Below are 17,281 nucleotides of genomic sequence, written 5' to 3' on the forward strand. Positions count from 1 at the left end.
CTTATAGAGCAGTTAATGCGCCCAAACGTCAAGCAACACGCCACTCGGCAACGACTCCTCCTCATCATTGTGCACTTAAATCAGAACCTGCTAACCAACGGTCCATTTGGAGTCATTTGGTTGACACTGCTGTATCCACACAGAAGCATGGTGTTTACGTTTGTATTTAAAATGCTACCATTCGACGCAATTCTGTAGTGTGAACACAACGAAGCTGTTAGTTTCACTTACTGACTAAACCTATATCATACCGGTAAGCCTGAAAAAATTACCCGAACAACAACAATGTACCTCTACAAAGCACATCTAAGAGAAAAACCTATGCCCTTTGCCAAAAGCCGTGTTCTCCATTCAGCCAAATGGAAATTCATTTTCATACTCGTCTGTGTTGTTTTCGGCGTGTCTGCCTGCGATAACTTTGAATTGGTGGAGCGTGGACAAAGCGCTGACGATGACCGTGGAGGCTCTAACCCGCCAACGCCACCCGACGATAATGTAGTGGATACACCTACGTTCAATCCGGCGGCCGGAAACGTGGCCAGCGGCACCACCGTGACTATCAGCACACTGACCTCCGGTGCGACCATCTATTACACTCTGGATGGCTCGCAACCGCACATCAACTCGACTGAATACACCGCCCCTATCGCGTTGGGCGATGGCAACCGCACGATTAAAGCGCTCGCGGTGTTGGAAGGCTACGATAACAGCCAGGTGGCCACGGCTGACTATGTTGTCGGGGACATAGACCAGACTCTATTTCAAGAAAAAAATGGCCTGGTGACCATGGAAGCCGAAGCGGCCCAAGAGATTGTTGCCGGTGCAACCGACACACTGCAGTGGAATATTGTTGATCAGGACGATGCGTTCGAGGACGCCTTGATCCAGGCACCGGATACTACGGAAAAAACAGACACCAGTGCCGAAAACACCCGCGCCGACTATAAAATTTATTTTACCAACCCCGGTACCTATTACGTGTTTATCAGAGGCTCCACAGCCGATGGCAACCGGTCTGCATTTTACGGCCTGAACGGTACCGCAAACACCACACCGGCGTACTTCGAATTCAGTGCTGCCGCGGAAACCGACTGGGTTTGGGAAAACAACGCCGACACCCAGGGCGTTGCCACCATTCAGATCCCCGCCCAAGGGGAATATGCGTTCAATCTTTGGATGAAAAGCCCTAATCTGAAAATCGATCAGATCATTCTGTCGATGGATGCCAATTACATTCCGGGGAATGATCCGACCGACCCCACAGACCCAAACACCGTTGCCACACCGACTTTTAACCCCCCAAGCGGCACATTAGCGAGCGGTGCCACGGTTGAAATCGCCTCAGCCACACCGGGCGCGACCATTTACTACACCACTGACGGCAGCGATCCAACCAACGCCTCAACGGAATACCCTGGCACAGCCATCACACTGGAAGACGGCACCGTGGTACTGAAGGCCCTGGCTGTGTTGGATGGCTATAGCGACAGCGTTATCGGCAGTGCCAGTTATGTCGTCGGCCCAGTGGATGATGGCCTTTTCCAGGAAATAGACGGCAGGGTCAATATCGAAGCCGAGAACTATCATGAGCTCACCGCCGCCCCTGGCGGAGCGGAATGGAGTGAGGTCACACCTGTCGGCGCTTTTGACGGAGCAGCGATTAAGGCACCTAATGTCAGCGGCGGTTTTGGTGATTACACCACTAGTACCCGGGTAGACTACGATATTAATTTCACCAATCCCGGCACCTATCGCATCTGGCTGCGTTGGCCTGGCGATGCGACCGACCTCAGCGCTTATGTGGGGCTAAACGGTGCCCTGGTTAGCCCCCCCCGCTTCCGCCTGAACATTGGCACCGGTGACTGGCAGTGGGATGAAGCACGCAATGGCCCCTTCACTGTTACTATCCCTAGTGCGGGTGTTTATACACTGAATCTATGGGCACGTAATGATGACTTAGTGATCGACCATATCTATCTGACCAGTATCGACGGGGACACGCCACCGGTAACCGATCCAATTGACCCTGATCCGGCCATGGTAGCAACTCCTGTGATTAATCCGGCCAGTGGCACCATCGCCTCGGGCGGGACGATAACTATCAGTACGGACACCACGGGTGCAGCGATTTACTACACTACCGATGACTCCGCCCCCACCACAAGCTCAACGCTGTATAACGGGCCTATCGCCCTGGCCGATAATACATACACCATTCGGGCCATCGGTGTTCTAGCCGGAATGACCGACAGCACGGAAGCCACGGCAACAATTACCGTAGGCGGCACGGTTAATGACGGACTGTTTCAAGAAGTGGACGGCAAGGTCAATATCGAAGCCGAGAACTATCATGTGCTCACCGCCGCTACCGGGGGAGCGGAATGGGCTGAGGTCACACCTGCCGGTGCTTTTGACGGGGCAGCAATCAAAGCACCCAATGTCAGCGGCGGTTTTGGTGATTACAACACCAGTACACGAGCAGACTACGATATTAATTTCACCAATCCCGGCACCTATCGAATCTGGCTGCGTTGGCCCGGTGATGCGACCGACCTTAGCGCTTACATAGGTTTAAACGGTGCTCTGGTTAGTAACCCCCGCTTCCGCCTGGCCCCCGGCACCGGTGACTGGCAGTGGGATGATTCGCGCAATGGCCCCTTCACCGTTACTATCCCGAGCGAGGGCGTTTATACACTGAATCTATGGGCACGTAATGATGACCTGGTAATCGATCACATCTATCTGACCAGTGTTGACGGAGACATGCCACCGGTTACCGATCCGGTCGATCCCGATGCGACTGCGACTGAAGCACCCACCTTTGATCCCTCCGGAGGCACTTTCGGGCCGGGCGCAGAAGTATCCCTGGCTACGACAACGCCCGGTGCGTCCATCTATTACACTGTTGATGGCTCCGATCCCGATACGTTCGCCACTGAATACACCGGCACGCCTATCGCTTTGGGACTGGGGGAAACTGAGATTCGTGCCATCGCCACTGCTGATGATTTAACGGATAGCCCCATTGCAACCGCAACCTATATCGTAACGGACAGTGATGCCGGCCGCGTGTTTCAGGAATCCGGTGGTTTGGTTGTAATGGAAGGAGAAAACTATTCCTCCCTCACGCCGGCGACCAATCCGCCTTTCGATGGCGAGTCCTGGTCCCGCGTCAGTACCGCCGGAGCAACCGGCCGTGCGGTTATCCAATCACCGTATATAGAACTCGGTGTGGAGAGAGCAGACCATGAACAAGGGCCTCGTGTTGATTACACCATTGACTTTACCACCACCGGTACGTACTACCTGTGGCTGCGGGGCTCCAGATCGAGCGATGCGGCTGCCAGCCTTTTTGTGGGCCTTGACGGCGAAATCCTGGCAACACCAAACACCTATTTCAGGTTTAAAAGGTTCGCTGATTGGAGCGCCACCTGGGAATGGCACGACTCATCGTCACAAACCACAGTCCACGAAATCCAGATAGACACTGCAGGCACTTACACGCTGAATCTCTGGATGCGCTATAGCGATGTGGTGGTCGACAAAATCATACTCACCAATGATGAAGGCTATACGCCCACCGGCGACGGCCCGGCAGAATCAACGTCCAGTGGCGGCATCACCACGGTAGCCCCACCGACGATCAGCCCGGACGGAGGCTCGTTTGCCGGAACCGTTGATGTGTCCCTTTCCAGCTCCACGGGAGGAAGCATCTATTACACCACCGATGGATCGACGCCAACCACCAGCTCCACGCTCTACAGCGGCCCGTTTACATTGAGCAACACAACCACTGTTCAGGCGATTACGGTACGACCCGGTTTCAGCAACAGTACTGCAAACAAGGCCAGATTTACCGTGAACCCAACGGCGGATACGGTGTTCCTGGAAGAGGATGGCACCGTGGTAATGGAAGCGGAAAACTTCCATCGCACTGTTGCCTCAACTGTGGATGGTTCGCGAAGCTGGACCATCGTCGATGGCGGAACAGGTGCGAGCGGGACCACGACGGCTAATGCGGTGCAAGCCCCCGTGGGAGCCGATATAAATATCGGTACGCACCCTTACATCGGACAGCTTGCCCAGCTGGACTACAACATTGACTTCACTAACCCGGGAATTTACACCCTCTGGGTGCGTGGAATAACAACGTTGTCACCAGCTGCCAACTATGAAACCGTTCGCATCGCGATAGACGGGGCCATCGTTGAACCCAGTGCAACGAATGATGAGCACTTGTCTTTGAAATTGGGCGAAGTGGGTAGAAACGTTTGGAACTGGAATAACAAGCTCTATGGTAAGTCACCGATCACAACGTTCGTAGTGCGAATCGAAAGCACAGGCGTGCACACCCTCAGTCTGGTGATGCGCGATTCTGACCTGATCATAGATCAGATCATGCTGACACAGGATGCCACGATCGACCCCAACGTAACCCCGCCAGCAGCAGAATCTGCCAGCTCAGTGGGCAGCCCATAACAAACTGGCCCGCCATGACGAAGGCAGCGAGTAAGGCCTGGCAATGTTGCCGGGCCTTACTTCTTGGGTGTTTTTTACAACTATTATACGGTCACACTGTCTACATCAACCCGATGTCGGGTTACGGACTCAGAGGATGCCTATGACCAATAACGTTCAACCTATGTGGCTTACGGCCAACTAGTGACGTCAATAAGAGTATAAAACACCGATCCACCAATAAACACGGATGCCGCCAGACCCGGCATTGCGATCGGAAAGAAATAGTCAACTAGATTGATGCAGTAAAGGATTATTTATGAGTGTTATCCGTGCAGCCAAATGGAAATATGTTTTCATTCTTGTCTGTGTTGTTTTTGGCGTCTCTGCCTGCGATAACTTTGAGTTGGTAGAGCGCGGACAAAATGCCGGGGCAGACCGGGGCAGCTCTAACCCTCCGGCACAAGAGACGGTGGGGACACCCACCTTCAATCCCGTGGCCGGCACCGTAGCCAGTGGCACCAGCGTTGCCATCAGCACGACCACCGCCGGGGCCACGTTGTATTACACCCTCGATGGCAGTGAACCCGGCGTTAACTCAACGGAATACAACTCCCCCGTTGCCCTCGGCGATGGCAATCGGACCTTAAAAGCGATAGGCGTGCTGGAAGGCTACCAGGACAGCACGGTGGCCAGTGCCGATTACACTGTCGGCGGCATTGATCAAACCCTATTCCAGGAAAAGAATGGACTGGTGGTAATGGAAGCGGAGGCGTCCCAGGAGATCGTTGCCGGTGCGACTGACTCACTGCAATGGAATATCCTCGAACAGGACGACGCCTTCGGAGGCGCTCTGATCCAAGCTCCGGACACCACGGAAAAAACGGATGTCAGCGCTGACAACACCCGTGCCGACTATAAAATCTACTTTACCAACCCTGGCACCTATTACTTATTCTTAAGAGGCCTATCAACAGAGGCAAACCGATCTGTCTATTTCGGATTGAGCGGCGCGGCGAACGATACCCCCGCGTCCTTTGAGTTTACCTCCGAGGCCGATACCAACTGGGTATGGGAGAACAATGCTGAAACCCAAGGGGTTGCCAGTATTCAAATTCCGGCTCAAGGGGAATATACCTTCACCCTGTGGATGAAATCCCCAAACCTGAAAATCGATCAGATCATACTTTCAACAAACCCCGACTACTTACCGGGAAAGGATCCGACCGACCCCACCGACCCGGCTGTGGCCCAAGCGCCCACCTTTGATCCAGAAGGAGGCACCCTGGGCCCGGGTGCAGAGGTCTATATGGCCTCCACAACGCCGGGCACATCTATTTTTTACACCATCGACGGTTCCGATCCTGACGCCTTCTCTACGCAGTACAACGGCTCTCCGATCACCCTGGAGCTGGGCAAAACGGATATCCGGGCCATTGCAATGGCAGATGGCTTGGCCGACAGCCCCGTTGCGTCGGCCAGCTACACCGTGACGGCCACCGATGCCAGCCGGGAGTTCCAGGAAGAAGGTGGCCTGGTCGTCATGGAAGGTGAAAATGCCTCGTTACTAACGGCGGCAGATACCCGCCCTCCATTCTATGGTGAAGCCTGGAAGCGCGTGGATATTGCCGGCGCCACCGGGGGCGCGGTCATTCAATTGCCGTATATGACCGTCGGCGTTGGACGAGAAGACCATGCAAGAGGTCCCCGCGCCGATTACTTAATTAATTTTTCTACAGCCGGCACCTATTATCTTTGGCTAAGAGGCCAGAAATCGACGAACGCCATCGGTAGCTTGTATGTGGGTATCGACGGTGAGTTGCTGGACATAGGCCTGCTGCCCGTGAACAATTTTTTCAAGTTCAGGGATCTGGGTGATTGGAAGAGCCGATGGCAATGGGACAATTCCGAAAAAACGCAGGTTCATGCGATTCAAATTGATACGCCCGGGGTCTATACGCTGAATCTGTGGATGCGCTATAACGGTCTGGTGGTGGATAAAATTCTATTGAGCAATGAGGCCGCCTTTATTCCTTCCGACGAAGGGCCGGCCGAATCCCCATCGAATGGTGGCATACCCGCCCTGCCGGCACCGGCCATGAGCCCCGAAGGCGGCGTGTTCACCGGTGCGGTCGAAGTATCGCTGAGCAGCACCGGGGCAGCCAACATTTACTACACCACCGATGGGTCACTGCCAAGCAGCAGCTCAACGCTGTACACTGGACCCTTTACCCTAAACAACACTGCCACAGTTCAGGCCATTGCGATACGGCCAGGCTTCGTTGACAGTAGCGTGATCAGCGCCGGCTTTACTGCCAACTGAGCATTACTGGAAAAACATCACGGCGGTGGCGTCAGGCAGGGGTCCATCGTCGGCGAGCTTTATCGAAGCTGCTACCGGACAAGGCCAAGGTGAAGCAGCGCCGCGTATTCACTTTGAATAAGAAATGAAATGACCCCTCACATATAAACGCATTTACACTACCTTGCGGTTGGTCATCGCTGGCATGGGGCGGCCGCGTCTGCGCTGCGCTAAACTAAAATCGCTATTCAGCTCGGCCCGTAAATCGACGTTCACGTCCAAGGTCAAAGTGGGTCGGAAATCACGGAAACTTTGTACCGGCATTAACGTCGGTAGCTCCCGCGGCATCACCAGATTGGACTGCAGGGGAGCCGTATTGATGGCGGGATAGTCCACCCGCTCAAAACGTCGCACATCCCGCAATAACGGATTTCGCTCTACTTCGCTGGGCACCGCAAATATACCGATTGCACCCATAACTTCGCCCAACTTTATGCTGCTTGAAAAGCGAATAATCATCGGCGCGGAAATCAACCCCACCAACACCGGCGACAACCACCAGAAAAACAATTCCGAATAAAAATACGTGACCACACCCCAGGCGATCGCAATCACAGCAGCGAACCCCGTGCGTTTGAACGCTTCACTCCAGGGAGTCATGCGCCCGCCGCGGGATTGCGCGTTCCAATTGACCTGATGACCAATCAACACGCTCACCACAAAGTAGGCATGAAACACCATCATCACGGGTGCGATTAAGATCGCGAACACCGTTTCCAGAGTGGCCCCGAAAAACAAACGGATGACACCCCCGAACTCCGCTCGCCGGTTGATAGCGGCTTCCACCACCGATAGCAGTTTCGGTACCAGCAGCATGCAGGCGGTTAGGAAAAGCAGTGAAAATATCAGACTGGTTTTCGCGATGGGCCAGTCAGGGAACAACTGATACTGATTGCTAAAAAACACAATATCGGACTGCGCCCGGATCAACGCGTCGGCTGTGCTCAACGCCAGCATCAATAACCAGAACAGTGACGAGATATAAGCTATTGCCCCTAAAAATAAATGCATCCGGCTAATGCCACGAAAACCGGCTGACCGCAGTAATCCCAAATGCTGAACATTCCCCTGCACCCAGCGGCGATCACGGGTGACGTAGTCCAGTATGTTACTGGGGACTTCCTCATAGCTGCCTTTTAGATTGGGTAACAAAAACACCGACCAACCGGCACGACGTAACAGGGCCGCTTCAACAAAGTCATGACTCAGAATCTCTCCGCCAAAGGGCGCAGAGCCCGGCAACGTTGGTAACCCGCATTGCTGTTGAAAGGCCTGAATCCGAATGATCGCGTTATGGCCCCAATAATTTGCACAGTCGGTCTGCCAAAACGCCAGACCGTTTGCCAGCATGGGGCTACATAACGCAGCAGAGAATTGCAGAAAGCGACCGAAAAACGTTTTCTGCCGCACCGGAACCGGCACTGTCTGGATTAACCCGGCGTCCGGGTTTGCGTGCAATGCCTGACTCAATGACAACATACAATCGCCGGTCATGATACTGTCTGCATCCAGCACGATCATCGCTTCATAGCGACTACCCCAACGGGTGCAGAAATCCGCGACGTTACCGACCTTGCGATGGGTGTTCTTTTCCCGGCGCCGATAAAATGCCTGAGCGCCCAGGTCACCCAGTCGGGCTTTTAATCCGTGCCATGCGGCCAGTTCAACTTCTGCTTTTTCCTTGTCCTGCGTATCACTCAGTAAATAAAAATCGAATTGCGACAAGGCGCCCGTTTTGGCAAGTGAGCGCAGATTGGCCTCAAAACCAGCGCACACACGATTCGCATCTTCATTATAAACCGGCATGATCACAGCCACCCGGAAAGGTGGCCGGTATTCATTGCGACTGGCATTGCCCCGACGCTGTCTTCGGCTTAAGTTTTTGCTTTGGCTTGCACTCAGCAAGCGGGGGGACTTGTAGCGCTTTAACGTCAACGGGTCCAGATGAAACAGCTGTAAAATAAAACCGATGATCGCACTCCAAAAGGAGATCGTGACCCAGGCAAAAGTGATCGTGAATAGAACCAACACAGCCCCTTCCAGGGCCGTGGTGCCATTCGCCCTCAATATATCGAACATCGTCCAGGCACCGAAACAGCTGGTGGCAATCACCAGCAGAAAAACAACGAACACCCTGAATCCTTTTGCGGGTATCCGATAAGCGTGCGATGCGTCGGATCTACTCGATGTTGTCGGGGTTCCAAACATAGTTCCATACCTCACTTAAGGGTTGACCGCGTAACAACAATTGCAAACGCATATCAACCGTCCTGTCCTCTTCCGGTGCCAGCTTAAAGGCCACCCGCCATGTCTTTCCGTCTTGCAATTTTAATACCGTTAAATCCCTGAAGTTGCCGGATGACACTTCCAGCCTGGCTTCCATCGGTAGTCCTGCTGCCACCTTGGTCAGATCACCACCGGCAAAATCCACGACGAACTGACGCAAACTGGTATCCGGTGAATTGTTTCCGCCGCTGCCAGCCCGGCCTACCCGGGTGCGGACAACTTGTGCGGTCAATTGCTCAGGCATTACCGAATCGGCGGTTTTTAGCCGATAACGAATCTCCAACTCCTGTCCGGCCTTCAGTTGTTGTTTCGGCACCCAGTAAGCCACAATGTTGTCATTGGTTTCCGAGTCTGTCGGGATTTCCACCAACTCGACCCGGCCTTCGCCCCACTCCCCTGTCGGCTCCACCCACAAGCTAGGGCGCTGATCGTAATGCGCTTCAGAATCCAGATAACTTTCAAATTGCCGGTCACGCTGAAACAGGCCAAACCCTTTTACGTTGGGGCTGACGGACGACGTAATCTGCAATTTTTTCGGATTCGTAAGTGGGCGCCAAATCCATTCACCCCCTTGAGTCAGCACTTGCATTCCGTCTGAATCATGCACTTCCGGACGAAAGTCGTCGAAGTGCCGAGTTTTGTTTTCACCAAAATAAAACATGCTGGTGAGTGGCGCGATGCCCAGTTTAGTGACATCGGTTCGCGCAAAGAGTTTGGCTTCCACATCTACTATGACGGTTGCATTGGGTTTTAATGTGAACTGGTACACACCGGTAACCGAAGGGCTGTCAAGAAGCGCGAGTATTGTCATGCTGGTCGCTTGGGGGGCGGGTTTTTCAATCCAGAACTCGGTGAAGCGGGGGAACTCTTCGCCACCGGGCTCCCCGGTATTGATGGCAAGCCCACGCGCCGAAATGCCGTATATCTGGCCACCGCCCACTACCCGAAAATACGACGCCCCCTGAAACACCAGCAGCTCGTCTTTGTATTCAGCGGAATTCAGTGGGTAGTGGATGCGGTAGCCTGCGTAGCCGGTGTGATGGAAATCGTTGTTGGCCAAGCCCGCACTGGGTTTTCCAAATTCAAATTGATGCGCGTCGTAGCCGACCTCGCTGACCTGTTTATTCGGATCAACCACATTGAGTTTCACCGGCTGCTTATACAGAAAGCCCGGGTGAAACATCTGGATCTCAAAAGCAGATTCGTCGCGAAACAAGGCTGCTTCCGGACGGAAACGAATTGAGCGATATTGGGAGTAACTCATGTTGGCGAAGGGCGCTGGCAAGGTTTCCTCTGGCACCACATAATCCGTTGCCGCCAGCGCTTTGGCTCGAGCCGTAATCTGATCCAACAAGGCCGGCTGGGGCTGAGCCGGTGCCGGGTTTATAGCCGCCGCCTGAGGCACCACCGCAGGCGGCTCGGCCGGCTTTGCCGGTGCGCGAACGGTTGGCTGGCTGAAAGCGTGCGTGGGTACCCAGACAAAACAACAAAACGCCATTGCGAACATCAAACTGGATAAATGGTTGATCACTACTTCAGCTCCGAATTCCGAAATTGTTCCACGGTGCTTCCCTGTACCCGGACTCCTGCCACACCGAAATAAAACCACGCCCGTGGCCTGCCGTTACGCCAAGCAAGAATTCTGCCAGCAGTCCGGGCAATGCAGGAAATACACAATTCAGGGGCAAAGGATACAGAAGGAGTTACTAACTAAGGCGTGCGGAGCCAGCAAAAATCAGATAAAAAATGTGAGAAAGTTAAAAAAATCAAGGATCAGGGGAAGGTGTAGTCAATACAAAAAGGTCAGGGGAATTTGTAGCTTTTGCAATGAAAGGATCTTAATGGAGAAACCGGTCACCTATCAATTGTCTTTCTTGGCCCAATACAACTCTACCCCCAAGTGAGCAGACCACTGGTCGTTGGCAAACGCCTGCACCCGGTCTTGCTGACGGCCATAGGAGCTTTTCAGATAGACATCCACCGCCGGACGCCGGCCTACTTTTTTGGCCGCGTGCCAGGACACCTGTGCGTTTCCGAAATACGAGCGGTTATCCAGTTCACGGTAATCAAACTGGTTTTGCTCCATAAATTGATAGCCATAGTTGTACTTCATCAGCACACTCAGCTTATTCGGCACCATATCGATATTCGCTTCGATTCCGTAATTCTGGTTCTGGAAGGTATGGTCCACTTCCAGCTCGGAGCGCTGATACCACTGCGCATTCAGATTCAGGGACAGCCGGTTAGTCGGTAACCAGCCCAGTTGAAACTCGGTGGCGTGGTGCAATTGATCCGATGGTTTGTCGTAGGTTTGCTGCACATAGGGAAGCGCCTGCAGCCTCAGGTCTTCATCCGTTACCTGATAGTCCAGGCTCCAATGCCAGTCGGTATAGGTAAATAACAGATTCAGCCCGACCTCATCCGCTACGTCGACAATTTCATAACCCCGGTTCACTATCAACTGCTGCTGTTCCTGCTTGCCTGCGCGGAAATAGCGGGCTGTAACGGAGGGTGACCCCAGATTTTTCCAAAAGTGGTTACGCTGGGTTAAGTTACTTAGGTTGTAATTAAGACGCACTCCGGAACGCTCAATAACCGGCGCCAGGCTAATCGGTTCCAGTTCTTTGTTGTCGCACTCCTGTTGCCACTCAAACTCCATACCGACGCCCATCGCGGCCGTTTGGAAATGGAACCGGGCCAAATCACGCCCTTTCGCCAAATCACCGTTGCCGGCGCTGTAGAAGTGCTGGCCTACAGAGCGGTAGTGAAACTGCCCGGCCCAATAATCCATCCACCCGGAACCGAACACCCCGTCAGACGAAAATCGTAACTGCGCCTGCATGGCTTGATCGGCAACCACATCGGATGCTTCGAACCGGTTGGCCGTGTATTCGGAACGGGCATATTCCCAATGCGAGGTAATACTTTTACCCAGCCAACGGGTGTCTGCGGCCATATTCCAGCTGTTGGATCCGTAGCCGGTGGGCTGGTAGCCAGGAAACAGCTCTTCCTGCTCTTCCCGTTCACCGATATAACCGGCACTCACCTGCAAGGGCCCGGACACATCATAGGACATGGTCGCGCCATAGTTCGTCTCGCCCGGCGTGTGTGTGAAAACCACATCGTTGTAATTGGTCGTAGCATTGGTCTTGAGCGCAAACAACTTGAGTTGATAGCCGGTGGTGGGATCCAGGATTTCGGCTGAAGAACCGTTGCGCTGATAGTTGGCGAACAATAAATCCTGTCTCTGAATGGATAAAGGACTCCAACGCACTTGCAACGACTCACGCCCACCGGGAAGGTCCGGTGCAGACCAGGTTGAATTGGGACGCACCGATTTTAGGGAATCGGCGGATTCCGCCGCCTCGGGGGATCCCGCCGGTGACATCGCGTGCGCCGCTTCCGGCGACGCCGATGGATTCGCACTCGCTGCGTTCGCAGCACCCGCCGGATTGATATCCGGGGCGGAATAACTGGCGACACTGACGTTCGCCGACGCCCAAGCCATCAGTACAAAAAATAATCTAATTGGAAACCGGAACAGGGGTACCGGCACGCCACCAAGAAACTTCAAATTTGATTCGCCACTTCCGAATGAACGGCATCACTGCCGTAAATTTAGGCAAGGTTAAACACCAAGACTCGTTGATAACCTGATAATAGGACAGAACCACGCTATTGAAAGGCAGGAAACCGATAAGTACGGCTATTTCACAGATGTATGGTGACCTCTGTCTACTTTTACAACACACGGTTGGCAGGATACTTGCTCAGCCCCTTATATCAGCACAAGAAATTACGCGCAAACAAACACTTCGGCAGAACTTGCCCCCGGTAAAGAGTATGAGGAGAACACCCATGAGTAATCCTGCATCAATTATCGATTCCAGGAAAAACTACAGTAAAGCCGAGGCTCCCAGAGTACTGGTCGTGGATGACGATGCAACCAGTAGAGAAGCATTGGCGTTATTGTTACGCCATCATGACATGATTGTATCAATTGCAAAATGCGGTAAAGATGCTTTGAAAATGGTGCAAGAATCCCGTCCCGATTTGGTATTGCTGGATGTCACTATGCCGGAGATGGACGGCTACGAAGTTTGCCGCCGCTTAAAAGCAGACCCTGAGACCCGAAACATTATGGTGATCTTCTTGACCGGGATGACAGACTCCCGCAATGAGGAGAGAGGGCTGGCCCTGGGCGCTCTGGATTACATCACGAAGCCCGTGGTGGTGCCTATTCTAAAAGCCCGGATTAAGAACCACCTGGAGATGAAGCGTAAAAACGATTTACTGACCGCCCTCGCCCGGCTGGATGGGCTCACCAATATCCCCAACCGGCGCCTGTTTGATTCTTTACTGCATCAGGAGTGGAGCCGCAGCGCCAGACATAGCCGGCCGATGTCGCTGATGATGATCGATGTGGATTTTTTCAAACGGTATAACGATACCTATGGCCATATCGCCGGTGATGATTGCTTGCGAGTGGTGGCACGGTTAATTAGCCAGTGTATGAAACGCTCCAGCGATGTGGTCGCCCGCTACGGCGGAGAGGAATTTGTGGTGTTGCTACCGGAAGCCGAAGAAGCCGACACGCTGGTGCTGGCAGAGAAAATCCGCAAAAAGTTATTGAGTTTGAAGATACCTCATAGCGGATCACCCATTTCAGATTATCTAACGGTGAGTATTGGATGCTGCACGATGACACCGAATGCGCAGCAATCGCCACAAACGTTGATTATTGCTGCCGACCAGAATTTGTATCAGGCAAAAGAGTCGGGAAGGAATAAAGTGGTTATCGAAGATCTGTCGCCAAATATACTATTACGCAATTAGCGCCGGAGCGGGGATCTGCATCATTCGGTTGGAGACATTGCGACATACATCGCCTTCATGCGCACTGCGTCCTGCCCCTCTTCCTGTATCACGATTTCGATATTGATTTTCGCACGGCCTTTACTTTCATATGCACTGATGAGCGTGTCGCGCATGGCGCCGGTCACCGTAGTGCTCGCCCGCAACACTCCCCGCACCGGTTTCAAATATTCCACTTCACCTTTCGCCACCCACACGCTGGGCAGGTGACCAGCGTCCATCAAGGTTAGATGCACCGAACTCCAACCGGTCATGGCACCCACGCAATACAGGCTGCCACCGAAGGCGGTGCCGTGGGTATTCAAATTCGGTTCCAGGGGCGCTTCCACCATGACAGTGGAACCGTCCCAGGCGACCACGTCGATCCCCATATGGGTAATTAAAGGGACTTGTTCCTTTAATTTTGAACGTACGTGGTCGAGATTACGCACTAGATCAAGCCGGTTAGTAACGCGTCGGTACGCGCTACCCTGCGCGCCATCACATCTGCCGGATTTTCTTCGACTATGATTTCATCGGGCGTCACTTTAAACAGTGGCTGACCCTGTTTGACAATAGAGCCGTCTACATTTTCCAGCAATACCTTGTCGATGGTGCAGGCAAACGGGGCAACCACTTTGTTGAACATCTTCATTACTTCGATGATGTAGATAGGCTGGCCCGCTTCAACATGATCACCCTGCTCCACAAAAGTCGGTGCACCTGGCACTTCACGTCCGTAGAACATTCCTCCGCTCACCGCGACGATTTCATCGGCCTTGGTGGCCGGAGGTGGCACCAACACTTTCATCATCTTCGCTTGCAGGGTTTCATCGTGTAATGACTCCGGAATATGTACGTCCAGATTCTCATCGACCAGAAGCTCATAGAAACCGGCTTCCCTGGCAATTTTGGGGAACGCACTCATGACTTCAACACCCGCCTGGAAACCCACATGGGCGGCTTGCACCTGGCTCCAGGTTGCGGCGTCCAGGCCCCCTTGCGGAGAATCGGCCTGCAGCAAGTCCTTCAGTTTGGTCCAGTCGCTTTCACCCAGCTTTTGTTCCAGTTCAGCATAGAACTGCAGGGCTTTTTGCAGGATTTCATTGTCCTGTTTCCAGATACACTCTGCTGCCGGCAGATCGGAGCGATAGTCCATATTCAGGTAATGGTACGTTTCATCCAGCACCTGTATCGGGTTACGCGTCCAGATTACAGCATCGCCTTCGAAGCGGATATTGGCTTTATTCAGGCTTAACCAACCGGATAACACGTGGGGGTCGGCAACCAGATTTTCCAGCGCACGCAACAATAAAGTGTGCTTGCGGTCCAGGGTCGCATCGACGGCTTGCGCATCGTCGATCTGCGCTTTATAGGAAGCCTTGGTCTGGGCAAAGGCGTACTCCAGATCGAAATCTGCGGCACCCTGCTTGACCAGCCCCACCAATGTCAGATAAGGCATTACAAATTTAGTTGTGGATTTCGCGTGAACATTTTCTGCCAGGAACCAATGCACCAGGCCGTAATGGAAATGCAGATTGGTAGACAGATTCTCACCGCTCATTCGGGTACGGCGCAATAGCTCGGCCATTTGCTCATAGCTATGGCGGCGATCGTTCCCCACCGTTAACAACAGCGCTACGTTGCTGTCATACGCACCCGCCAGATGGTATTTGATGAATTGCTTGGTATCCGGATTACGGGCGGTAATACCCTGGTCATCACGAATCTCACCGTCAATCGGGCTGGACCAGTATTCTATCACCCCACCAGCATGAGGTTTTAACGCATCGTTGGTGGCATTCAGCCGGGCTTCAACAGACGCACGCTCGCGGGGGATGCGAACCGGTTTCGGCAACGCCTTGCCGTGACGAGCCAACAGCGTCATCGCTTCCACCAAGGAATCCACCACTAAAAAATCGTCGGGGTTTTCGGGATTGACGAACTTCAGGGCGTAACACAACTCGGAAACGCGGTGTTCCACCTGAATCCGGGTGTTCATTTCCATAAAGAAGTGGCTGCCTTTATCCACAATACATTCAAATGTGGAAACCGAATCGAGTCCCACCGCAGCACCGAAGCGCTCAGATTCCTGCTCCATTTTCAGCAGAATATCCAGATCGGTTTTGAGTGCTGCCACTTCACCGGCTTTGCCCCCGGCTTCCGCCCTGGCAATGGCTTCTTCCAGCATTTCACTGGTCTGGGAAATCTCTAACAGTTTTTGCTCGTGCATTTGCAAAGAGCAATCACGAGCGCCCAGCGTGGTACACCAGACACCATTGCCGATCACCTGAATTTCCTGGTGACGCGTGGTTTCGATGTTAAGTTCGATTAATACGTTCTTGTTATCGCCCACCCCGGTGGTTTTCACTTCCTGCAGAATCTCAATGAGTTTTTCTGCAGCAACCGAGGCAGCCTCTTTGATACGCGCATCCTGATCGCCTTCGAATGCAGCCGGCGATTGCAATATACGCTGGCCTTTACCGCCACCGCCGCCAATCGCTTTCAAACGCACCCGGTTTTCAGGGTAGCGACCAAACACTTCCGCGACCCGTAGAATCGCTTCTGCACAGATTTCGTCAACACTGAGCAGATCGATGGATTTATTATAAGATGCATTCAACACCGCATCCGCCACATCTTCCAGCGCTTTGCCCTCTTCCCAGGCCGCCCCATCGACGTCCAGTTGGTGGGTGTCTGCCAGCGCTTTCAGGCCTTCCAGGTTTCCGGCTTTGCGCACCAACGCCAATGAGGTCAGGTTATCGATCCCGGGGGTAGTGGATACGTCGTTCTGCAGCGCCGTTCTTTTGGCTTCGTCTTTCGCACCCGCACCGCGAACCGTGGCCGAACAGGGGCCGATAAAATTCAGACCCGCGGCTTCAAGCGCACTAACCAGCGCATCGTCTTCTGCCATAAAACCGTAACCGGCGAAGATAGAATCGTGTCCGTTTTCTTTGGCTATGCTGATTATCTGCTGGATTCGCTGGGTACGCTCGTCTTTATCCATACCCGTGTAATCCGGCACCCGGTGTACCCGGTCCGGATTTGCCATCTGGCGCAACTCCGGCGCTAATGCATTGTTGTAGGTTATGGAATCTTTTTCCGACAGTAGAATTCCGTAATCGGTGATGCCCATTTCTTCCCACACGTCCATCACTTCTTTGCGGATCGGACCGCGGCAAATGATCAGCGGCTTCATATCGCTGCAATCAAATTGACTTACCCACGCGGAATCCGACGCTTTACGTCGTCGGTCTTTATTCACCAGCGGGTTGTTTGAATAATTTTCGTTGCTCATGTTCTAAATCCTATTAATTCTCA

The 17,281-nt window shown here is 53.3% G+C and carries 8 protein-coding genes; 3 read left to right on the top strand and 5 right to left on the bottom strand.

Going from position 1 to position 17,281, the window contains the following annotated elements; translation table 11 throughout:
- Window positions 1-321: 321 nt before the first annotated feature.
- Complete coding sequence (locus tag FT643_RS23150) at window positions 322-4,479, top strand: chitobiase/beta-hexosaminidase C-terminal domain-containing protein (protein ID WP_198043528.1); 4,158 nt, start codon at window positions 322-324, stop codon at window positions 4,477-4,479.
- Window positions 4,480-4,777: 298 nt separating this feature from the next.
- A complete protein-coding gene (locus tag FT643_RS13515; RefSeq protein ID WP_156871923.1) occupies window positions 4,778-6,781 on the top strand; it encodes a chitobiase/beta-hexosaminidase C-terminal domain-containing protein in 2,004 nt (667 codons plus the stop codon).
- A 153-nt stretch (window positions 6,782-6,934) separates the two neighbouring features.
- On the opposite strand, the gene mdoH is transcribed toward FT643_RS13515, so the two are convergent.
- The 3 genes from mdoH to FT643_RS13530 form a co-directional block, all read right to left on the bottom strand.
- Window positions 6,935-9,028 carry a glucans biosynthesis glucosyltransferase MdoH gene (gene mdoH, locus FT643_RS13520; RefSeq protein ID WP_156871924.1) on the bottom strand — a complete coding sequence of 698 codons (2,094 nt, stop codon included), beginning with the start codon at window positions 9,026-9,028 and terminating at the stop codon, window positions 6,935-6,937.
- A complete protein-coding gene (locus tag FT643_RS13525; protein ID WP_156871925.1) occupies window positions 9,000-10,637 on the bottom strand; it encodes an OpgD/OpgG family glucan biosynthesis protein in 1,638 nt (545 codons plus the stop codon). The genes mdoH and FT643_RS13525 overlap by 29 nt, the downstream gene beginning before the upstream one ends.
- Window positions 10,638-10,967: 330 nt before the next feature.
- On the bottom strand, window positions 10,968-12,680 hold the full coding sequence (locus FT643_RS13530) for a hypothetical protein (protein WP_156871926.1): 1,713 nt from the start codon (window positions 12,678-12,680) through the stop codon (window positions 10,968-10,970).
- Window positions 12,681-12,964: 284 nt separating this feature from the next.
- On the opposite strand from FT643_RS13530, the gene FT643_RS13535 reads away from it, so the two are divergent.
- Window positions 12,965-13,942 (top strand): diguanylate cyclase domain-containing protein, encoded by a 978-nt coding sequence (locus FT643_RS13535; protein ID WP_156871927.1) that lies wholly within the window; start codon window positions 12,965-12,967, stop codon window positions 13,940-13,942.
- Between the two features lie 20 nt (window positions 13,943-13,962).
- Here the strand turns inward: FT643_RS13535 and FT643_RS13540 are convergent, their stop codons facing one another.
- Together FT643_RS13540 and FT643_RS13545 are read right to left on the bottom strand one after the other, a co-directional pair.
- Entirely contained in the window at window positions 13,963-14,412 is a 450-nt protein-coding gene (locus tag FT643_RS13540; RefSeq protein WP_156871928.1) for a YiiD C-terminal domain-containing protein, read from the bottom strand.
- A complete protein-coding gene (locus tag FT643_RS13545) occupies window positions 14,412-17,258 on the bottom strand; it encodes an ATP-binding protein (RefSeq protein WP_156871929.1) in 2,847 nt (948 codons plus the stop codon). The genes FT643_RS13540 and FT643_RS13545 overlap by 1 nt, the downstream gene beginning before the upstream one ends.
- Window positions 17,259-17,281 lie beyond the last annotated feature (23 nt).

Source organism: Ketobacter sp. MCCC 1A13808 (assembly GCF_009746715.1).
GTDB lineage: Bacteria > Pseudomonadota > Gammaproteobacteria > Pseudomonadales > Ketobacteraceae > Ketobacter.